We start from the raw sequence: 20,721 nt of genomic DNA, 5'->3' as shown, positions 1-20,721 counted from the left end.
GGGCCAACAGGTCGTTCGTGAGGAAATAGAATTCGAAGAAGATGATGGTTGGCAAGAGATACAGCCCCGTCTCAGAGCTCAGACTTTGCAACGTCCTGCTCCATTGCAGCCCAAGGATGCCAGCCAACGGGATCGCCGAGATCGCCGGCAACTACGCCAGCAAGGGTGTCGCTCAGCGAGGCGCGTGGTTCCGCGACAGCGAAGGCAATCTTCCTGGTATCGAACAGCCAGTTCGATCCTGACGTTCCAGTAGAAAGATCGATGCGCGTGCGGGCCGAACGGATCGTGGTCATGTTGCCGCGCGGCCAAAACGCGCGCGACCATCAGTAGCATTGTGCTTCTGACTGCAAGGGTCGTCTTTAAGCGGTGAAATCTATCGATCGTGGGGTGCGCTCTCGAGAGAGGCCAGCACATGATTGAGCTTTGGAACAGGTGGTATGAAACCTTGGCCTCCGTCGAGGGGCTGGCAGCCGTTGTCATTGTTGCCGTAACGACCGCTGGCGTTCTTACGTTGATTGAGGGTCGGCGGCATAGGACAACAAGACATTCATTTGAGAGGCGGAAAACGCCCAAGTAGACCGGATAGTTCAACGAGTAGATGGCTCCTACATAAAGCGCTCGTATGCAGGAGGATCAAATGATCGCTTCTCATGCAAATTGGAACAGGAATGCGCCTTGGCGGGACACATTCTGCTTATTCGCGTTGTTGAGCATCCTGGTCGCGACTCCCGCCCTCTTTATGATCCTCCTGCTGGATTCCCAACTCGTCTTACCAGCGCTCAGTCTTCTATTTTTCTCAGACGCGATGATCACCGCGCTCTTGGCCTGGGCAAAGCCCGAACATGTAACGCCAGAACATGTAACGCTCTGGGATATCGCAGGTGCATTCACCATGATGTGTTGCGCCGCAGCGATTTTTGGCGAACCAGATCAAGTCGCAATGCTTTTCGGGGCGCCGGTCGGACAGCATTCGGACGCCGTTTTGGGAGATCGTCACCTGGCGCCCGGATTGCCGGCGACGTCGGACTAGAGCTGAATTGGCCGCTCTGTTTTGGATGGTAACGCGCATCGGTCAATCCGTAAGAACGTATGCGACCATCGCTCGGAGTTGCCATTTCCCTGGCATCGGGGACCATGATCCGTGTTAGATTCTCTCAATACGGATGTTCTTAGCGTACTCTTGCAGGTCGTTCTAATCGACCTTGTGCTCGCCGGCGATAATGCCATCGTCATCGGCCTTGCCGCGGCGGGACTTCCTCAGGCCCAACGAAGCAAGGCGATTTTGATCGGTATAGTCGCCGCGACGATACTGCGCCTTCTGTTAGCCGGGATAGCGACGCAGATCCTGCAGATCGTCGGCCTCCCGCTCGCCGGCGGGATCCTGCTATTGTGGGTATGCTGGAAAATGTGGCGAGAGTTGCGCACGTCCCGCACGGGCCCCACCGATAGGAAAGGGGCAAGTGAAGCAATCCCGGAAAGCAAACCTCGTAAAACACTCATCCAGGCGAGTTGGCAAATTATCGTTGCCGACGCTTCGATGTCTCTCGACAATGTTCTGGCCGTCGCGGGGGCTGCGCGGGAGCATCCATTGGTCCTGATCTTCGGCTTGGGCCTTTCCATCGCGATGATGGGAATGGCCGCTTCCTTCATTGCCCGCCTTCTGGAGACTCATCGCTGGATTGCTTACGTCGGTCTGGCCGTCATTCTCTACGTGGCACTTGAGATGATCTTTCGCGGAACATTGGATGTCATGAAGGTCGCGTCGATATGACGGCCCTGTTGTGTCCGACGGCACGGCAACATTTCCCCCTTGCCCGACGAGACACTGACTGCGCTCCACTCCGGAGGCTGCGCCGCTTTGCCCCGTCACGGTCCCATACCAATTCTTGCGAATGCCATCGCTTGGGAGCAATCTCGAGCTAGCTGTCTGGTCGGTCGCGGACTTCGGCCTTGAGGGTCAGGTGCCCCAGTTTTCGAGTCTACTGATTTTGCACAAATTGATGGCGGCATTTGCAGCCGTGGTAGCGGTCATATTCGTGAGCGGCGCAATCGTCTACGACAGACTTAGCGTGATCGAAGAGGCCAAAAACCGGCGGGTCCACACCACTGACGTGTTGGACACGCTAGAGGCGGCAGTAGCCGCAACGCTGGATCAACAAACTAGCCTACGCGGCTATTTGATCAGCGGCGACGAGAAATTCCTGGACCCGTACCGCAGAGGCAGCGCCGACTTCAGCGCGGCAATCCGAAAATTGAGAGAACAGACTTCGGATAACCCAGACCAGCAAAGTCGTCTCGATGAATTGAACAAGCTGGCGATGACGTGGCGCGTCGAGACCGCCGAGCGGGAGATCACGCTGATGGCGGATCCCACGACGCGGGAGCAGGCGCGCACGTTGGAGGGGGCGACCGGCAAAGCTGCCATGGACGCAATCCGCGCCAAGGCGCGCGAAATCGAGAAGGTTGAGCGCGATCTGTTGGCAAGGCGTGACGCCGTACAGAACTCGGCATATGCTACTGCATACACGGCAACCGTGATGGGCGCCGCAGCCTCACTCATGATCGCAGTGTTGATGGGCATACTACTCACACGCGCGATCGCGCGGCCGATCACACGCATGACCGGGGCTATGGCAGCACTTGCCAAGGGAGACACGAGCATCGACGTGCCCGGAATTGACCGGCGTGACGAAATCGGCGCAATGGCGGCCGCGGTCAATGTTTTCAAGAAAGGCATTGTCGAACGCCAAAGGACACAAGTCGAGCTCGCTCATGTCAGTCGCGTAGCCACAATGGGCCAGCTGACGGCCTCGATTGCCCATGAGATCAATCAGCCGATCTCGGCCGTGCTTAGTAACGCCGACGCCGCCTTGAACTGGCTCGCCGTGGACCCGCCAAACCTGGGCAAGGGCCGCGAGTCCCTCCACCACATTGTCACAGATTGCCAACGAGCTGGCGACATCGTCCACCGGATCCGCGATATGGTCAGGAAAGCGCCGGTGCCCAAAAGTCGGCTCGACGTCAACGCAGCCGTTCTGGACGTCATCGCCATGGTCCGGAGCGAGGCGGTGAGGCATGGAATCTCGGTACAGATGCAACTCGCTGAGGATCTGCCGCAAATCGAAGGTGAGCGCATTCAGCTGCAGCAAGTGCTCCTTAATCTGATCCTCAATGCCGTGGAAGCCATGAACAGCCTCGAGGACGGCAAGCGGGAGTTGCAGATCAGTACCGAAAGAGACGTTGCAGGCAGCGTGCTCGTCGCTGTACGGGATTCGGGCCCGGGGATCGAGCCGACGAGTGCGGAACGTGTTTTCGACGCGTTTTACACGACCAAGTCCGACGGCCTAGGCATGGGGCTTGCCATCTGTCGGTCGATCATTGCGGCTCATGGCGGACGGTTGTGGGTCACCGTGAATAAACCGCGGGGCGCCGTCTTCCAGTTTACCCTCGCTCCCCTCCAGGACTAGATGACGCCACTTGCCCTGCGCGGCTGCTGAGTTTTGCGGCCGATGCTCGGGTTGCGCGAGATGGGCCCGAGGGCTCACACGCCCCTCGCGCCTCACCCGGAGCCCGATCAAAGCGTAATCGAGCTTCTCAGCTCGTTCGCGCGATCGCGGGCTGCGCCGATGCGGCCTCGGCGGTCCGCCAGGCTGCACAGCGTCCGAGGATCAGCCCGAACACGATCAGGATTGCCGGGAAGCCCACCGGTTGCCCGAGAAACAGGAAGCTCGCAAGCAGCGCAAAGACGAGCGCCAGCGCCAACACCTCGTGGCGTGCGAAACCCTCATCGAGTCCGGCGCGGATGAGGAAGGCCACCGCGATGCCCAGCACGACCAGGTCGTACATGAAGAGATAGGGCGTCGTCAGCAGCGTCGCCGTCGCGAGCATCGCCGCCTTGAGGGCGTGGGGCAGCCGGCTCCGCCACACCACGGCCAGCACGACGGCAACGGCTGCGGTCAACACCCACTGGAAGATCCATCCGAGCTGCTCGGTGCCGCCGACATAGCGCACCAGCGCGAAGATGCTCTGCATCTTGAACCAGGGCGCCCTGCCCTCGGTCAGGAAGGCCTGGGAGAACATCGGGATCCAGTGGAAGAACGCCTGCCAGCTGTCGGTGCCGAAGGCGAACCAGGACACTACAGCGATCGCAGCGGTGACGATTGCGGCCGTGAACAGCACGGTCCATTCGGCGGCGGCGAGCAGTGCAAGCGGAAACAGGAGTCCGTATTGCGGCTTGTAGCTGAGCAGGCCGAGACAGATTCCGGCCAGCACCGGCCGCGTCGGCAACAGGTAGAGCGTGCCGCCGATCAACGATGCCGTGAGGAAGCCGTTCTGCCCGACCAGGGTGTTGAGGAAGGCGGCGGGAAATCCAACCCCAATCACGAGGCCCGCATTGCGCCCGATGATCGCGCGCATCACGGCGAGATACGGCACCATGCTGAACGCGGCCCAGCCGATGAAGGCGATTGCATAGGGAAACTGCGCAAGGAACGACGCGACGAACAGGAAGGGCGGCGGATAGTGCCAAGCGAAATGGCCGACGAAATCCTGCTTGAGCAGCGCAAGCTCGACCTGCTTCTGAATGTCCCAATCCCAGGCCTGCGCGGGATGCCCCTCGAGCGCCAGCTTTCCGGCCGCCCAGACATTGACGAAATCAGTGGGGATGCCGCGTCCGTCGGCGTCGAAGATCCAGAGATGGGTGAGATAGGCCGTCGGAAAATACGCCAGCGTGACGATCGCCAGCACGAAGGAGATGTTGACGAGGATCGCAGGGACCGCATCGTGACGGCCGACGGCTGGCGGGACGGACGAAGCTTCGGCCATGCGGCTTCCTTACGCGATACGCTGACGCAGATGCGTTCAAGCCATACACCCGAGTGGCTTGAAGGAGGCTTAAGCCCGATCGTCGCGCCTCGCGCCGATACCGGCAAAGCAAAAGAGCCCCGTCGATGACGGGGCTCTTCGCTATTTCGCTGGTCGTCCGGCCTTACTTGAGGCTGGTCGAGATCGAGGTGAACTTGGCGTTCAGTGTGGTGCCGAGGTTGTTGACGACGGTGATGATCGCCAGCGCGATGCCGGCAGCGATCAGGCCGTATTCAATGGCGGTGGCGCCCGATTCATCCTTCATGAAACGCGCAACGAGGTTCTTCATAGAGTGCTCCAAATGAGTACACGAGGCTACAACTGATCTGGTCTCTTCGGCTTCCCAGCGCCGCCCGACCATGGGAACGAAACGTAGAGGCAAAGAATTGCGCCGCAGTTAATTCGACTGCGTAAACACTGAGCGGATTGCGTGTATTGGCCCATGGTAAATCCAAGTTCGAAACAATCCGTTAAATTGTAAGTATATGACGCCGGTCTGGCGCGGCCGGTTTACCCGAAGTTATGACCGGCGTGGTCCAATGCCGCCCGCTCGGACTGAAGCGCGGCGAGATGGTGCGCACGCAGCCCGCCGGGTCCGGATCATGGCCGGACCGGCAAGAACAACCAGGACGACGAGGCGGCATGTCCCTTTCCTTCGCCAACAGCATCGCGGTGCAGGGCCGCGCACGCGCCCTGGTGCCATTGTGCGTCGGCGCCGGCGCCTATCTGTTCTTCCTGTTCCTCGGCGACACGCTGCTTCAGGATTCCGACTCGTTCTGGCAGATCAAGATCGGGCAATGGATCCTCGATCACCGCGCCATTCCCATGATCGACTTCTATTCCTTCACGCGGACGGGCGCGCCGTGGATCTCGACGTCCTGGCTGTCGCAGGTCGCGTTCGCCTTCTCCCATGCGCAATGGGGCTGGGCGGGTCCCGTCATCCTCACCGCGGCCGCCGTCGCGTTCACCGTCGCAATCTTCGTCCATCTGCTCGAGGCGCATCTCGAAGCCCCGCGCGCGGTGCTGTTCGCGATGCTGGCGCTGCTGCTGTCGATCCACCACGTGCTGGCACGCCCGCATATTCTGGCGCTGCCGGTGATGGTGGCGTGGGTCGGCTTGCTGATGGCGGCTGCAAGCCGCAAGAGCGCGCCGTCCTGGACCTGGCTGCCGCTGATGGCGCTCTGGGCGAACCTGCATGGCGGTTTCGTGCTGGGGCTCGCGCTGATCGGCCCGATCTCGCTCGAAGCGGTCGAGCATGCCGAGAAGGGCCGGCGGCTTGCCCTGTTCATGCGCTGGGTGCTGTTCGGAATCGGGGCACTGATCGCGAGCTGCTGCACGCCCTATGGCTGGCGAACGCTGCAGGGCGCGACCAACATCCTCAGCCTCGGCGAGCTGCTGACGCTGATCCTCGAATGGATGCCGGCCAACTTCGCCACCTTCACCCCGTTCGAAGGCGCCCTGCTCGCCCTGATCGCATTCGGCTATTATCGCGGCCTGGTGCTGTCGGCGCCCCGGATCTTCCTGATCCTGTTCCTGACCTGGAGCGCGCTGAGCCACGTCAGGAGCATCGAGGCATTTGCATTCCTGGTACCGCTGGTGCTGGCAAAGCCGCTCGGCGAGATGTTCCCGCAGCCGGCGCCTGAGGCCGCCGGTGCCGAAAGCTGGCCGGGCCGCACCCTCACAGCACTCGGCGCGCTGATGATCATGGCGGCAAGCTGGACCTCGACCTCGCTCTACATGGGGCACCACCGTTTCACCTTCACCATGACGCAGACGCCGGTTGCGGCGGTCGATCTGCTCGAGCAACGCAAGGTGCAGCGTGTCTTCAACGCCTACCAGTTCGGTGGCTATCTGATCTCGCGCGACATCCCTGTTTTCGTCGACGGCCGTGCCGAGCTCTACGGCGAGAAGTTCATCATGGACTTCTTCAAGGCAACCGAAGGCAAGAAGCCCGAGCTGCTGCCGCGTCTACTGGAAGAATACAAGATCGATGCGACGCTGCTGGGCGCCGATGCGCCGGGCCCGCAGATCCTCGACCAGCTCAAGGGCTGGAAGCGGATCTATGCGGACGACATCGCCGTGATCCATGTGCGCGACACCGCAGACAGCACGATTGCGGCGCCTGCGAAGTGAGGACCGGCTCCAGCGCGCGTCGTCGGCCTCAGCGGCTCCATCACATGGTTCCTTTCGGCAAGCCGACCCTGACAGATCCGGCTCGTCCCGACCCGGACCGAGCCGTGACGATGATCGTGCTTACGATGCTGGCGGCGGTCTCGTTTGTTCCGGTGCTGCTGACGCCCATTCCGGCGATGGTCGATTATCCCAATCACCTCGCCCGCATGTACATTCTGAGCCAGAACGGCACCCCGGGGGCCAATCCGTATTACGAGGTGAGGTGGGCCTTCTATCCCAACCTCGGAATGGACCTGCTGGTCCCGCAGCTGGCGCGGCTGATGAGCGTCGAGAACGCCACGCGGCTGTTTCTGCTGCTGAGCCAGGTCCTGATCGTCACCGGCGCGCTGCTGATCGAATGGGTCCGGAAGGGGCGCATCCATCTCGCCGGCTTCGCCGCGCTGGCTTTCCTCTACTGCCTGCCGTTCAGCTGGGGCTTCGTGAATTTCGAGTTCGGGCTCGGCCTCGCGCTCTGGGGCATCGCCGTCTATCTGATGCTCGCCGAGGGCCCCTGGCCGCTGCGCTTCGCCGCCAATCTGATCTTCGTCGCCGTGCTCTATGTAGCGCATTTCTTTTCGCTCGGCATCTACGGCGCGACGCTTGGCCTCTTCGAACTGTCGCGCATCCGCCGAGGGCAAGTCGCGTATCCGATCGCGGCCGCGCGGCTTGGCGCGCTCGCCCTGCCGGCGCTTGCGCTGCTTGCGATCATGCATCTCACCGCAGGCTCGATCGGAAGCGAAGGCAACAGCTGGTTCGCCGCATTCAAGCCGGTCTGGCCGCTGCGTATCATGAACGGCTACAATCTGACGATCGCGGCGATAACCGGCCTGGCGCTGATGACCGGTTTGCTGTTCGCCGCAAGGCGCGGCGTTCTCAGGCTCGAGCCGGCGGGGGTCTGGCTCGCGATCGGCTTCGCGCTGCTTTACCTCGTCATTCCCTCAAAACTGTTCGGAACCTCGTTCGTCGACCTTCGCATGATTCCCGCCGCGGCTCTGATCCTGCCGGCGTTCTGCTCGCTGTCCTTGCCGAGCCGGGCCTGGAGAATGGCTGCGCTCGCTGCGATCGGTGGCATCATATTGCTCAATGTCGCCGTCGTTCTGGCGGTCTGGCTGCCTTACCGCGCCGACTATGCGGCGATGATCGCCTCGTTCCAGAAGATCGATCGCGGCTCGCGCGTTCTCGTCGGCAGCACGGATGACAAGGGAGATCCGCCCTTCGCCGACCTCACCTCCTATCCGATGTATTATGCGCCGACGCTGGCGGTGCACTATGCCGACGCGTTCGTGCCCAACCTGTTCACCGAAACGGGCAAGCAGCCGGTGCGGCCGCGCGAGGCGGTGCGCAATATTGCCATTCCCTATGGCGGGCCGGTGCCGTCGGGCCTGCTTGCCGCGATCGCGATGGGCCAGCCGGCGGCGGACGCTCCGCAATTCGTCCGCACCTGGCACCGGGATTTCGACTACCTCTATGTGCTGGGATCGCCGGCCGCAAATCCGCTGCCGGATCGGCTGGAGGTGTTGGAGACCTCGAAGCGATTCGTCCTCTACAGGATTCGCCGCACGCCCTAGCGCGAAGCCGCGGCCGCAAAGCGTGGTTAACCGCACTTCACCATTCCGGTCCGCCGCCCTCACCAATGCTCCGGGCGATAGACCCTTAACGGTTGCGGCAAGGCGACCTTAACCACCTGCTCATAGACTTCCGCCCCTGCAACCCCAGCCGGACTCCTTCGCATGGCGGCCAATTCCAGATCGATCCGCTACAGCCTCGTCATCCCCGTGTTCAACGAGGAAGCGGTGTTGCCGGTGCTGCTGCGCCGGCTCGACCAGGTCATGTCCAAGCTGGACGGGCCGGCCGAAGCGATCTTCGTCGACGACGGCAGCAGCGATTCCAGCTCGATCGTGCTGCGGGCGCTCGCCGCGCGTGACGAGCGCTTTCGCTATATCGGCCTGTCGCGCAATTTCGGCCACCAGATCGCCATCACCGCCGGCATGGACGCCACGCAGGGCGACGCTATCATCGTCATGGACGCCGATTTGCAGGATCCGCCCGAAGTGATCGAGCAATTGATCGCGAAGTGGAAGGAAGGCAACGACATCGTCCACGCCCGCCGCCTGTCGCGCGAGGGCGAAAGCCGTTTCAAGCGTGCGACCGCGCATCTGTTCTACCGGCTGCTCGGCAGGATGTCCTCCGTCGGCATTCCCGCCGATGTCGGCGACTTCCGCCTGATCGATCGCAAGGTGCTGGACGCGCTCATGCAGATGCCGGAGCAGGATCGCTTCGTGCGCGGCATGATCGCCTGGCTCGGTTTCCGCCAGGCCGAGGTCGCCTTCCATCGCCTCGAGCGCGCCGCGGGCGAGACCAAATACCCGCTGTTCAAGATGGTTCGGCTGGCGGTGAACGCCGCGCTCGGCTTTTCCGATCTGCCGTTGCGGCTGGCGATCTGGTGCGGATTGACGGTCTCCGGACTTGCGCTGCTCTACGGCGGCTGGGTGGTTCTGTTGTGGCTCAGCAAGGACAGCCATCTCGTCACCGGCTGGTCCTCGACGATCGTCGTCGTGTCGCTGCTGTGCGGCATCAACATGCTGATGACGGGCATCGTGGGACTCTATGTCGGCCGCATCCATGCCGAGGTCAAACGCCGCCCGCTCTACGTGGTGCAGGCACGCATCGGCTTCGATCGCGGCGAGGCCGCGGCGACACCCGCAATCCACGCCGTCAACGAGTGACCCAGCGCATGGCCGAACTGTTCGACGGCTATCACGACAATTACCGTGATGTGGTCCAATCCTCGATCGACTTCTCGGGCCTGCCGCATGATTTCTTCATGCGCGCGAAGGCCGACCTGCTGCGCGATCTGATCGCGCAGCGGCTCGGCGCGGAAAGGCCCGACATGCTGGACGTCGGCTGCGGCGTCGGCAGCCTTCATCCGCTGCTGCACGGCATGGTCGGCCGCCTCAGCGGCATCGACGTCTCGTCCGCAAGCCTGACGCAGGCGCGCGCTCACAACGCTGCGGCCGACTACAGGGAGTATGACGGCCGCACCTTTCCGTTCGCCGACGCCAGCTTCGACCTGGTCACGGCCATCTGCGTGATGCACCATATCGTGCCGGCCGAATGGGCGCAGTTCATGGCCGAGATGCGGCGGGTGACGCGCCCTGGCGGGCTCGTCTGCGTGATCGAGCACAATCCGTACAACCCGCTGACGCGCCTCGCGGTTGCGCGCTGCGAGTTCGACCGGGACGCCGTGTTGCTCGGCGCCGGCACGACCCGGAAGCTGATGGCGGCGAGCGGCCTGCGCGAGATCGGCGCGCGGCATTTCCTGCTGCTGCCCTGGGACACCAAACCGGCGCGGCGCCTTGAAGCAGCGTTGAGCGGGGTCTGGCTCGGCGGCCAATACGCCGCGTTCGGGACCGTTTGAATTATTGCGGCGTGGCCCGCCGCTTGTGCACGACCGCCACATCGTCGCCGTAGACACGCTGCCATTCGGGAAGCCGGTCGAGCAACGCGACGGCCGGTGTGCCAGGCGCAAGCAGCGTCGCGCCGATCCTGTATTCATCGAGCAGCTTGAGCAGATCTCCGAGGTCGACCAGCGCCAGCGCACGGTTGTAGCGGTCGATGAACGGCCCGCCGTAGAGCTCGCCGCGGCCGTCGATGAAGGTGGGAATGCCGGCATAGATCAAGTAGCCGCCGAAGGAATAATCGTTGAGCACGCGCTCCGCCTTGGCGAGGCCGGCTCGGGCGATGGCGGCCTCGGGGGTGATGATCGGCGCGGGCCGGATGTCGCGCGCCAAAGCCAGGCCGCTGATCGCGGCCAAGACGCCGAACGCGGCCAGATTCAAGCCGCGCGAGGGGCCGTCGGTCTCGCTCTCGCTCGGCCCGCCGAAGGTGCGGCCCAGCGGGGCCGCCAGATAGAGCGGCGCCAGCATGGCCAGCAGATCCGCATTGCGCATCTGCGCCAGCGCGAAATGCAGCAAGCCGATCACCACCAGGGTCCGCACCACCGGCAGCGTCACGCCGCGCGAGAGCGCGAAGATGCTCCCCAGCAGCAGCAGCTCGAAGCCGCCGACATGGCTGAAATCCTGCGGCCGCCATTCCGCGATCCAGGCGAGCGCGGAGCCGAGGCCGAGCGTGGTCAGCGGCATCAGCAGCGGTTCCGGGCCGTGCGGCGTCAGGCAGGACGCCGCCAGGGCAAGCACCGAGAACGGCAGCCATCGCAGCAGCACGCGCGGCCATTCGCTTCGCTGCTCGCGCAGCAGCGCCTCGAGCACCGCCGGGCCGATCAGCCCGAGCGCCAGCACCACGCTGCCATGCAGGTTGGTCCACAGCACCAGCAGCGGCAGGGCCCAATAGGGCGGAGGCATGCTGCGGTCCATGCAGCGAACCAGCGCAGCCGCCCAGGTCACCATCAGCGGCAGCACGAGGACATGGGGCCGCGCCAGCATGTGCGGCGCCAGCAGAACGATGGCCGCGATCACCATCAGCATGGTCAGGGCCGGCGAAAGCTCGCGCAGCAGGAAGAACGTGAGCAGGCCAAAGGCGAGTGCTATCGCCGCGGCGGCGATGGCGACGACGCCCGGCCAGCCGGCCGGCGCGTAGACGGCGGCATAGATGACCTCGGACAACCATTCGAAGGTGATCCAGGGCGCGCCGTGCTTCGAAAATGAAAACGGGTCGCTCGTCGGCAGGGTGCCATGCGCGATGATCCAGCGTCCGACCTCGATGTGGGAATAGCTGTCGGGATCCCCGAGCAGACGCGGCCCGATGGCCAGCAGCACGGCATAGAGCAACAGCCCCACCGCCCAAGGGAGCGCTGCACGCGCCGAAAACGGTTGAACCGCGCTGTGGACGACCTGATCAGTCATGGCGGGCCAAGGTAGGCCGCAAGCGTTAAGTTCTTCTTTAGGGTTTCGCGCATTTGCCCCGGAGCGCAGTGCGCTTCTGCCGCCCGCTTCAGGCTGCGCGCGCTGGCTTGCGCCCCGGGGGCCAACCAACAAAAAAACGCGGCGTTGCCGCCGCGTTTTTCAATCTCAGTTGCCGCCTGGGTTTACGCCTGCGGCTGCGGCTCGAGGCCGGGATCCGGATCGGGACGCGGGCGCGGCTTGCCGGCCGGGGGCACGGCGGAGGCGCGCGGGGTGGTCGGCTCGAGCACGGACTCGCGGTTCGGCTTCTTGCCCTTGAGCAGGTCGACGATCTCGTCGCCGGTCAGCGTCTCGAACTCGAGCAGGCCCTTGGCCAGCGTCTCGAGATCGGCGCGCTTCTCGGTGAGGATGCGGGTCGCTTCCTTATAGCCTTCCTCGACCAGGCGCTTGATCTCGGAATCGATCTTCTGGACGGTGGCTTCGGAGGCGTTCTGCGTGCGCGACACCGACATGCCGAGGAAGACCTCGTCCTGGTTCTCGCCGTAGGAGACGGTGCCGAGCTCTTCCGACAGGCCCCAGCGCGTCACCATCATGCGGGCAAGGCGCGTGGCCTGCTCGATGTCGGAGGCCGCGCCCGAGGTCACCTTCTCGCGGCCGAAGATCAGCTCTTCGGCGACACGGCCGCCCATCATGATGGCGAGCCGCGAGGTCATCTGCTCCAGCGACATCGACAGCTTGTCACGCTCGGGCAGCTGCATGACCATGCCGAGCGCACGGCCGCGCGGGATGATGGTCGCCTTGTGGATCGGATCGGTCGCGGGCACGTTGAGGCCGACGATGGCGTGGCCGCCCTCGTGATAGGCCGTCAGCAGCTTCTCTTCCTCGGTCATGACGAGCGACTTGCGCTCGGCGCCCATCATCACCTTGTCCTTGGCCTCCTCGAACTCGGCCTGCGTCACCATCCGCTTGTTGCGGCGGGCGGCGGTCAAAGCGGCCTCGTTGACGAGGTTCATCAGGTCGGCGCCGGAGAAGCCCGGGGTGCCGCGCGCGATGGTCTTGAGGTTGATATCGGGCGCCAGCGGAACCTTGCGAACATGCACCTTCAGGATCTGCTCGCGGCCGACGACGTCGGGGTTCGGCACCACGACCTGACGGTCGAAGCGGCCCGGACGTAGCAGCGCGGGATCGAGCACGTCGGGACGGTTGGTGGCGGCGATCAGGATCACGCCCTCGTTGGCCTCGAAGCCGTCCATCTCGACCAGCAGCTGGTTCAGCGTCTGCTCGCGCTCGTCATTGCCGCCGCCGAGGCCGGCGCCACGGTGGCGACCGACGGCGTCGATTTCGTCGATGAAGATGATGCAGGGCGCGTTCTTCTTGGCCTGTTCGAACATGTCGCGGACGCGGCTCGCGCCGACGCCGACGAACATCTCGACGAAGTCAGAACCGGAGATGGTGAAGAACGGCACGTTGGCTTCGCCCGCGACCGCACGCGCGATCAGGGTTTTACCGGTGCCGGGAGGGCCGACCAGGAGCACGCCGCGCGGAATGCGGCCGCCGAGGCGCTGGAATTTGCCGGGGTCGCGCAGGAATTCGACGATCTCCTGCAGGTCCTGCTTGGCCTCATCCACGCCGGCGACGTCCTCGAAGGTGACGCGGCCATGGGCCTCCGTCAGCATCTTCGCACGCGACTTGCCGAAGCCCATCGCCTTGCCGGCGCCGCCCTGCATCTGCCGCGACAGGAAGATCCAGACGCCGATCAGCGCGATGAAGGGCAGCCAGGAGACCAGCAGCGAGACGAACCACGGCACGTTGTCGCCGGGCGGCTTCGCGGTGATCTGCACCTTGCTGTCATAGAGGCGCTTCACCAGCGTCGGGTCGTTCGGCGCGTAGGTCTGGAAGCTGGAACCGTTGGTGAAGGTGCCGTGGATGTCCGGCCCCTGGATCACGACGTCGCGCACATTGCCACGGTCAACCTCGCTCAGCAGCTGCGAGAAGGCGATGTCCTGCGAGGAAGCCCGCTGACCCGGATTCTGGAAGAGCGTGAACAACGCCAACAGCAGCAAAACAATGATGACCCAGAGGGCGAAATTGCGCAGATTGGCGTTCATCGATCTTCCTTCGTGGTCGCGCGGATCGCGGCCCTGATCCTTGGGTCGTTACTTCCGTCAATGCGAGGAAATCCCAAGGAATCCTCATCGTTGGACGCATACAATTTAGGTGCCGCCCCGGTCGCTGCCAAGGGAACGAGATGGGACTATTTATCCCATCTTACCGCGATTCCCGCTGAAATAATGGCGCCCAAACCGGGGTTTTTCCTGCCTGGTTAAGGTGGCCTGACGGGCACGGACGCGAATTGACCGGTGTCATGATCCGCTTCTCTGTCGCGCTCATTTGCCCTTGCGCCGCCGGGCCGGCGCCGGCGCGATCTGGATACGCCCGCCGGCAAGGCTGATCAAGGCTCCCGCAAGGGTTTGCTTCAGGACCGGCCGGCCATTTGCGGCTGCACGGGGGCTGGCGGCCGCCCGATCAAGCACGGACATCAGGGTTTCGACCTTGCCGAGTTCCGCCGGCCCTTCATGACCGAGCGCGTTGATGGCCCGCAGCAGCAGCCGCAGCCGCACCTCCTCGGGCAAGGCGGCAAAAGCCGAGGCCTCGAAGCTACGGACGCCCACCTGCGGCGCATCGCCGCGATCCCGCACGCGGAGGAAGCGCTCGGCGCCGTCGGCGAGCACCTCGATCGCCGCGTTGGCCCGCGCCAGCCTTGCCGCGAGCCGCGCCAGATTTCTGGCATCGCCGCCCTCGGCTGCGAGAAGCGGCAGCAGCGCGCGCAACCGCGGCCGGGTGAAGGCGGCGTCCCGGTTGCTGGGGTCCTCGACAAAGCCGATCTTCGCCCGCCGCAAGGTCGCGATCAGCTGCGATTTGGGGACATCGAGCAACGGACGCGCCAGCACGATTCCCTCGCGCGCGGTGAAAGAAGCCATGGCCGCGAGCCCGGCAAGTCCGCTGCCGCGGAACAGGCGCATCAACAGGGTCTCGGCCTGATCGTCACGGGTGTGGGCCGTCAGGACATGGCTCGCGCCGGCGGCACGCGCGGCCTTTGCAAGCAGACGGTAGCGGGCCTCGCGCGCAGCGGCAGGCAACCCCGTCTTCGGCTTTTCACCGCGCCAGCGCAGGGTCCGGTGCGGCAATCCGAGCGCGGCGGCGAGCCGCTTGACCTCGCGCGCCTCGCGGGCGGCTTCCGGGCGCAGGCCGTGATCAATCGTCACGACCGTGATTTGCGGGGCTCGCGTGAGGCTGCGCTGCCAGCGGGCCGCAAGCCACATCAGCGCAACCGAATCGGGCCCGCCGGAGACCGCGAGCACCAGCGCCGGCGCATCTTTCAGGCCCGCGAAGAGCCGCCTCGCCTCGCGCGCCGAGATCGGTGAATTGTCGTCGTCTGACATGACGCTGCAATCATCCGCGGATGGACCGAGTGTTTAGCGCAACGCCATCGGTTTTGTCAGCGGATCAGCACTTCACCCGCTTCTGCTCGCGATCGACGGTGGCTTTGACGCTCGCCGAGGCGCGCGGATATTTGCGGCCGATCTCGCCGAAGGCGGCGCAGGCGGCCTCCTTCTCCTTCAGCGCGGCGAGCGACTGGCCGAGCCGCAGCAGCGCATCCGGCGCCTTGGCCGATTTCTCGTATTTGGTGGTGACGGCGAGGAAGGCTTCCGCGGAGTCACGATATTGCTGGCGCTGGAAATAGCTCTCGCCGAGCCAATATTGCGCGTCACCAAGCAGCGGGTCACTCGGATATTTCTGCGTGAAGTTCTTCATGGTCTGCTCGGCCAGCGCGTAGTCCTTGCGCTGCATGTAGCCGATGCCGAGGTCGAACTCGTCGCGCGGCGTCGCCGAGGGCGGCAGGGTGGCCAAGGCAGCGCCCCCGGCCGGTGCGGGATAACCCGATTGCGCCGGCGGATAGCCGGGCTGCGCGGCCGGCGGCACACCTTGCTGGTAGCGGGGGCTGGTGTTGGCGAGATCGAGCGGCTCGCCGGCATTGCGGCCGCCGCCGGGCGTGACCGCCGGCATCGGCTGCTGCCCGCCGCCGAGTGCGCGCGGCGCACCGGGCGCGTTCGGGTTCTGGTTGGGGTCGAAGGCATCGCCGCGGCGGCGCGTGCCGGGTGCGCCGGGCGTCGGCTGCTCCTGAACGATCGGCGCGGGCGCGGCGATCTGCGGCTGCTCGTAAGCAGGCTGAGCGGCCTGCTGTTGCGACGGCGGCTGGCGGTAGCCGGGCGCGGCCTGACCTGGTGCAATCTGGCTCGGGGCGATCTGCGCCGGCGGCATCGCCGCGACGTTGGGTGCCTGCCCGGGCGCGGCTTGCGCGCCGCCCTCGAGCGCCCGCAGCCGCTCTTCGAGCTGGCGGTTGCGATATTGCAGCTCTTCGTTCTGGCCGGTGAGCTGGCGCAGCCGGTTCTCCAGCCGCTCGATCCGCATCTCCGGGTCGGCATCTTCCGACTGCCCGTAGCCCGATTGCGCAAGTGCGGGCGAGCACAAGAAGAGCAGCGCGGCGGTCGCCACGGTGCCGGTAAAGACCTTAAATCTGGATGACATCTTGCCCTGACGACGAAAGCGAAATGGCCTGCGACGGAACCCTCGACGCGCCACACATTGAAGTGGAGTACGCCAAAAATGTGACTGATACCAAGGGGTTTTCAGTCACAGAATGCTGAAACGAAACCGGCGCCCGAGAGGGCGCCGGCATCATCCAATTCCCAAGCTGAACGGCACCTGACTGACCGCCCGCGACCTGACCGATCGTCAGGAGCTCGCGTTCAAGACAGTGACTGCGCGGCGGTTCTGCGACCAGCAGGAGATGTCGTTACAGACGGCGACCGGCCGCTCCTTGCCGTAGGAGATCGTACGCATGCGGTTCGGGTCGATGCCGCGCGAGGCGAGGAACGAACGCACCGACTGGGCACGGCGGGCGCCGAGCGCGATGTTGTATTCGCGGGTACCGCGCTCGTCGGCATGACCTTCGATGGTGAAGGAGTAGCGCGGATAGGTCTGGAGCCACTGCGCCTGCTTCTCCAGGGTCACGATCGCCTGCGGGGTCAGATCGGTCTGGTCGCTTTCGAAGAACACGCGGTCGCCGACATTGACGACGAAGTCCTGCTGGCTGCCCGGCGTCGCCGCATTGGCCATCGCATCCGTCGCGGCATTCTTGTTGGCGCAGGCGCCCATCGACAGCGCGACGGCGAGCACCGCGGCCAGCTTCAATCCCTGGAGGATACGCATAGGATGTTTCATTCCGGAGCCTCCACGCTCACGTTAGTCCACTGCTGTCCGGTCTACAGGGGGTTGGTTAAGCGAACGTTCCGTCAACCTTGACGGAACCTTGCCACAGCCGGTCAAATGCCCCCAACCAGCGAAAAGCAAACGCCATGGTTAATGGGTTGTAAATGTGGCGCGAGGGTGAAGGCAAGCCGGTCGATGATCAAAACACCGTTCCGCCAGGATCGACCCCGGCGGCCGAGCGGCTGAAGCCGCTCACGGACCGAAGAGTTCAGGCCGGCGCAGCCGCGCCGGCAACGAGAACCGGCCGCGATGGGGCGATCCGGGGGGTGCTACGTTCGAACAGCATCCGCCGCTCGAACGCACTGGATCGCATGATGGGAAAACGCGTGAGGATTTTTTCCCGGACTCTAGGATAGTCCGAAGCCATCAGGACGGCTTTCTTGGTCGGCCAGCCCGGAAATGAACGCGGCTCGGTGAGAGTCTCGGACAGGAACACGCGGCGGTAGAACGCCTGATGATCGGTGCGCACCATCGAGAGTCCGACATCGGCGTTGAAGTGCTCGCAGGCGACGAAGGGAAGCCGCACCGTCAGATAAGGCAGTTCGGGGAACCGCTGCTGCATTTCCGGATCAGCGACGAATCGACAGGGGTCGATGAAGACCTCGCCCCGGTCCAGGCGCGGATGCAGCACGTCACCGAACACCTCGGTCGTGTAGGACATCCGCCATTCGAATGTCAGAACGTGGATGCGGACGGCACTGCAGAGTTCGTTGTCGACGTAGACTCCGAAATTCCAGACGTTGGGCGCGTCGTCGAAACGGTCGGTCACCCGCTGGGATTCCGACGGCGGAATCAGCCCGGCGTGCAAATAGGCATGGTAACGCACCCGATGGAGGCGATCCTTGTCCTCTTCCGTCTCGATGAGCCGATAATCCACACGCTCAAACAGCGCGGCTCCGCGTGGAACAAGCGCCGTTTGCGGTTCGGCCCCGGACTTCATCGATAACCCCTACGCTGCAAGCAACTTCTGCGAGTGAGCACAAGTTAATAGTTCCTTAAAGAAATTGCAAAGCGTTAGAAACGTTAGGGTTAACCTTTTGCGCCCCGTAAAAACACCGACAAGAAGAGCCTTTGTGAAGTCGGAAGGGAGGTCAGGCGATCGATCGCGCCGAAGCTGCGAGGGACTGATCGTTGCCGCCGCGAACGCCGTAGGAGGCATTGAGCAGCTGACGAATGCGCACGGCAGGGACTGGCCGGCTGAACAGGTATCCCTGCGCTTCGGTCACTGTCCCGTCGGCGTTGATGAGCTCGAGTTGCTCGTTGGATTCAATTCCTTCCACCACCACCGACATACCGAGGTCGGCGGATAGCCGCGCCACCCCCCGCAGCAGCGTCAGCGGACGGTCCGAGTCGATGCCTTCCAGGAAGGAGCGGTCGATCTTCACCTTCTGCATGGGGAAGTTGTGCAAATAGCTGAGGCTGGAATAGCCGGTGCCGAAATCGTCCAGCGAGATGCGCACGCCGAGCGCGTGCAATTGCGACAGGATGTCGTGCGTCAGCTGGGTGTTGCGCAACAGCGAGGACTCGGTGATCTCGATCTCGAGCCGATGCGCCGGCAGGCCCGACACTTCGAGGGCATAGCGGATTTCACTCAGGACGTCGCGCTGGTGGAATTGCTGCGGCGAGAAGTTGACGGCGACGCTGACGCCTTCCGGCCACTTCATGCATTCCACGCAGGCGCGGCGCAGGATCCAGCGGCCGAGATCGACGATCAGGCCCATGTCCTCGGCGACCGGGATGATGTCGATCGGCGACACCGTGCCGCGCACCGGGTGATTCCAGCGCAGCAGCGCTTCGCAGGTGGTGATCTTGCCGGACTTCAGATTGACCAGCGGCTGATAGAACAGCTCGAACTCCTCGTTGGCGAGCGCCTTGCGCAGGTCGAGCTCGAGGATGCGGCGGGCCTCGACGGTCGCCGCCATCTCGTCGCGGAAGAAGCAGAAGGTGCCGCGACCGTCGGCCTTGGCACGGTACAGCGCCATGTCGGCATTCTTGAGCAGCGTGTCGGCGCTGGTGCCATCCGGCGAGGTCAGCGCGATGCCGACACTGGCGCCGATCTCGACCAGGTGATTGTCGATGCGATAGCGCTCGCTCAGCCGCTCTACGATGCGGCGGGCGAGCGCCGCCGCGTCCTCCGGCGAAGCGAGGTTCTGCTGGAACACGACGAACTCGTCGCCGCCGAAGCGGGCGACGAAATCTTCGGGCCGCAGCATCTCGCGCAGGCGGTTGGCCACCGCACACAGGAGCTGGTCGCCGCAGGGATGGCCGAGCGTGTCGTTGACCTGCTTGAACTGGTCCAGATCGATGAACAGCAGTGCGGAGAGCCGCTCGGCATGATGCGTGCTCGCCAGCAGTCGCTCGATCTCGTCGCGGAAGCTGACGCGGTTCGGCAGCGCCGTGAGATCGTCGAAGCGGGCCAGATGGCTGATCCTGGCCTCCGCCGTGCGCCGCTCCGTAATGTCCTCGAGCAGCACCACCGCACCGCCGTCAGCCATCGGCTGGACGGTCCATGACAGCGAACGGTTCCTTTGTGAATCGGGGTCGGCGGTGATGATCTCTTTCGCATGCGCGTTTTCGATATCGGCAATGATCGCAGCGCCGCTCGCGGCCGAAATCGACCCCCCCTCGACACATGCGGCGACGATGTCGCGCGCTGTCATGCTGCTCTGGGTGAGATTGCCGGGCAGTTTCATCATGGCGGCAAAGCGGTGGTTCATCACCGCGAGCTGGCCGTCGATGCGAAACATGCAGAGCCCGTGCGGCATGTTGTTGAGCGCCGTGTCGAACTGGCCGGCGAGCGCAGCCTCGCGTTCGCGTGCGACAACCGCGCGCAAGAATATCTTGTGCAGATTGCCGGACAGCCGCATGACCGAAAGGAGGAACGCGGCGCAGACGACGGACATCGCGACGTAATAGGGCGTGCGGTGCAGCGCCAGCGCGATCACGGCCGGTCCGAAGATCAGAGTGGCTTGCAGACGAAATATCCACTGCCGTCCATAAGCCCTCCCGGCCCCTCCCGCCACGATTCCGGTGGTGACCGAGAGCGCAATCATGTGGGCGACGGCATCTTCATTGCTCAACAGCGTCGTGGAACACCAGAGACCGATTACGGCCGCCTGAATGAGCGCTCCAATCTGGTAGCGCTTCTGCCAACGCGCCGCTTGTTCGGCGCTCAGAACCGATTTTTGGGCCTGGTATCGACTGAGATCGAAAGCGCGTATAGCTCCCGCAAGAATGAGAAGCGGAACAAAGCCCCAGAGCAGCACCTGTCCGGTCTTGAGCGCCGTCAGCGAGGCCGAGAATGCCGAGAACACAATGCCGGTAAGCACCGTGCCGGGAGCTTCGAACAGCGAATCGGTCAGCGCCGCCGAGATCGTCGGCGAGGCCTGGTCCGGCTCTCTGCTCTGGCTTGCGAACTGCATTGGTGTTTGTACGCGCGTCCTGTTTGCCGCGTACTTTTACCCACTTCAGGTGAAGCCTTTCTGAGGGAACA

Annotated in this window: 17 protein-coding genes; 7 read left to right on the top strand and 10 right to left on the bottom strand. The window is 64.0% G+C overall.

Annotated features, from left to right (window positions below; translation table 11 throughout):
• Nucleotides 1-71: 71 nt before the first annotated feature.
• Nucleotides 72-293: a hypothetical protein gene (locus ACNJYD_RS07025; RefSeq protein WP_439365747.1), complete on the bottom strand. Its 222-nt coding sequence runs from the start codon at nucleotides 291-293 to the stop codon at nucleotides 72-74.
• Between the two features lie 344 nt (nucleotides 294-637).
• Here ACNJYD_RS07025 and ACNJYD_RS07020 point away from each other — a divergent pair, with 344 nt between their 5' ends.
• The 3 genes from ACNJYD_RS07020 (at nucleotide 638) to ACNJYD_RS07010 (ending at nucleotide 3,467) form a co-directional block, all read left to right on the top strand.
• The gene (locus ACNJYD_RS07020; RefSeq protein WP_439365746.1) at nucleotides 638-1,030 is read left to right on the top strand and encodes a hypothetical protein; all 393 of its coding nucleotides are present in this window, start codon (nucleotides 638-640) and stop codon (nucleotides 1,028-1,030) included.
• Between the two features lie 111 nt (nucleotides 1,031-1,141).
• Nucleotides 1,142-1,771, top strand: coding sequence for a TerC family protein (locus ACNJYD_RS07015; protein ID WP_439365745.1), 630 nt, complete (start codon nucleotides 1,142-1,144; stop codon nucleotides 1,769-1,771).
• 229 nt (nucleotides 1,772-2,000) lie between these two features.
• Complete coding sequence (locus tag ACNJYD_RS07010; RefSeq protein WP_439365744.1) at nucleotides 2,001-3,467, top strand: CHASE3 domain-containing protein; 1,467 nt, start codon at nucleotides 2,001-2,003, stop codon at nucleotides 3,465-3,467.
• Nucleotides 3,468-3,594: 127 nt separating this feature from the next.
• On the opposite strand, the gene ACNJYD_RS07005 is transcribed toward ACNJYD_RS07010, so the two are convergent.
• Nucleotides 3,595-4,824: a glycosyltransferase family 87 protein gene (locus ACNJYD_RS07005; protein WP_439365743.1), complete on the bottom strand. Its 1,230-nt coding sequence runs from the start codon at nucleotides 4,822-4,824 to the stop codon at nucleotides 3,595-3,597.
• A 163-nt stretch (nucleotides 4,825-4,987) separates the two neighbouring features.
• The gene (locus ACNJYD_RS07000) at nucleotides 4,988-5,152 is read right to left on the bottom strand and encodes a Flp family type IVb pilin (protein ID WP_172784770.1); all 165 of its coding nucleotides are present in this window, start codon (nucleotides 5,150-5,152) and stop codon (nucleotides 4,988-4,990) included.
• 353 nt (nucleotides 5,153-5,505) lie between these two features.
• On the opposite strand from ACNJYD_RS07000, the gene ACNJYD_RS06995 reads away from it, so the two are divergent.
• The 4 genes from ACNJYD_RS06995 (at nucleotide 5,506) to ACNJYD_RS06980 (ending at nucleotide 10,453) form a co-directional block, all read left to right on the top strand.
• Nucleotides 5,506-6,996, top strand: a complete 1,491-nt coding sequence (locus ACNJYD_RS06995) for a hypothetical protein (RefSeq protein ID WP_212254265.1) — start codon at nucleotides 5,506-5,508, stop codon at nucleotides 6,994-6,996.
• A 110-nt stretch (nucleotides 6,997-7,106) separates the two neighbouring features.
• The gene (locus ACNJYD_RS06990) at nucleotides 7,107-8,603 is read left to right on the top strand and encodes a hypothetical protein (protein ID WP_439367421.1); all 1,497 of its coding nucleotides are present in this window, start codon (nucleotides 7,107-7,109) and stop codon (nucleotides 8,601-8,603) included.
• 162 nt (nucleotides 8,604-8,765) lie between these two features.
• Nucleotides 8,766-9,761, top strand: a complete 996-nt coding sequence (locus ACNJYD_RS06985) for a glycosyltransferase family 2 protein (RefSeq protein ID WP_439365742.1) — start codon at nucleotides 8,766-8,768, stop codon at nucleotides 9,759-9,761.
• An 8-nt stretch (nucleotides 9,762-9,769) separates the two neighbouring features.
• Nucleotides 9,770-10,453: a class I SAM-dependent methyltransferase gene (locus tag ACNJYD_RS06980; RefSeq protein WP_439365741.1), complete on the top strand. Its 684-nt coding sequence runs from the start codon at nucleotides 9,770-9,772 to the stop codon at nucleotides 10,451-10,453.
• A 1-nt stretch (nucleotide 10,454) separates the two neighbouring features.
• Here the strand turns inward: ACNJYD_RS06980 and ACNJYD_RS06975 are convergent, their stop codons facing one another.
• From ACNJYD_RS06975 to ACNJYD_RS06945, 7 genes are all read right to left on the bottom strand, one after another.
• Nucleotides 10,455-11,897 (bottom strand): hypothetical protein, encoded by a 1,443-nt coding sequence (locus ACNJYD_RS06975; RefSeq protein ID WP_439365739.1) that lies wholly within the window; start codon nucleotides 11,895-11,897, stop codon nucleotides 10,455-10,457.
• 182 nt (nucleotides 11,898-12,079) lie between these two features.
• Nucleotides 12,080-14,002, bottom strand: coding sequence for an ATP-dependent zinc metalloprotease FtsH (gene ftsH / locus ACNJYD_RS06970; RefSeq protein ID WP_035998585.1), 1,923 nt, complete (start codon nucleotides 14,000-14,002; stop codon nucleotides 12,080-12,082).
• Between the two features lie 279 nt (nucleotides 14,003-14,281).
• The gene (tilS, locus tag ACNJYD_RS06965) at nucleotides 14,282-15,337 is read right to left on the bottom strand and encodes a tRNA lysidine(34) synthetase TilS (protein WP_439365738.1); all 1,056 of its coding nucleotides are present in this window, start codon (nucleotides 15,335-15,337) and stop codon (nucleotides 14,282-14,284) included.
• Nucleotides 15,338-15,401: 64 nt separating this feature from the next.
• On the bottom strand, nucleotides 15,402-16,484 hold the full coding sequence (ybgF, locus tag ACNJYD_RS06960; protein ID WP_439365737.1) for a tol-pal system protein YbgF: 1,083 nt from the start codon (nucleotides 16,482-16,484) through the stop codon (nucleotides 15,402-15,404).
• A gap of 207 nt (nucleotides 16,485-16,691) precedes the next feature.
• Nucleotides 16,692-17,180 carry a peptidoglycan-associated lipoprotein Pal gene (gene pal / locus ACNJYD_RS06955; protein WP_018641585.1) on the bottom strand — a complete coding sequence of 163 codons (489 nt, stop codon included), beginning with the start codon at nucleotides 17,178-17,180 and terminating at the stop codon, nucleotides 16,692-16,694.
• A 256-nt stretch (nucleotides 17,181-17,436) separates the two neighbouring features.
• Nucleotides 17,437-18,168 carry an N-acyl amino acid synthase FeeM domain-containing protein gene (locus ACNJYD_RS06950; RefSeq protein ID WP_439365736.1) on the bottom strand — a complete coding sequence of 244 codons (732 nt, stop codon included), beginning with the start codon at nucleotides 18,166-18,168 and terminating at the stop codon, nucleotides 17,437-17,439.
• Between the two features lie 151 nt (nucleotides 18,169-18,319).
• The gene (locus tag ACNJYD_RS06945; protein WP_212254257.1) at nucleotides 18,320-20,650 is read right to left on the bottom strand and encodes a putative bifunctional diguanylate cyclase/phosphodiesterase; all 2,331 of its coding nucleotides are present in this window, start codon (nucleotides 20,648-20,650) and stop codon (nucleotides 18,320-18,322) included.
• Between the last annotated feature and the right edge of the window lie 71 nt (nucleotides 20,651-20,721).

The sequence above is a fragment of the Bradyrhizobium sp. SPXBL-02 genome (assembly GCF_051853065.1).
GTDB lineage: Bacteria > Pseudomonadota > Alphaproteobacteria > Rhizobiales > Xanthobacteraceae > Bradyrhizobium.
The sequence above is the reverse complement of the archived record's forward strand: the minus strand, read 5'-3'. Positions and strand labels throughout refer to the sequence as shown.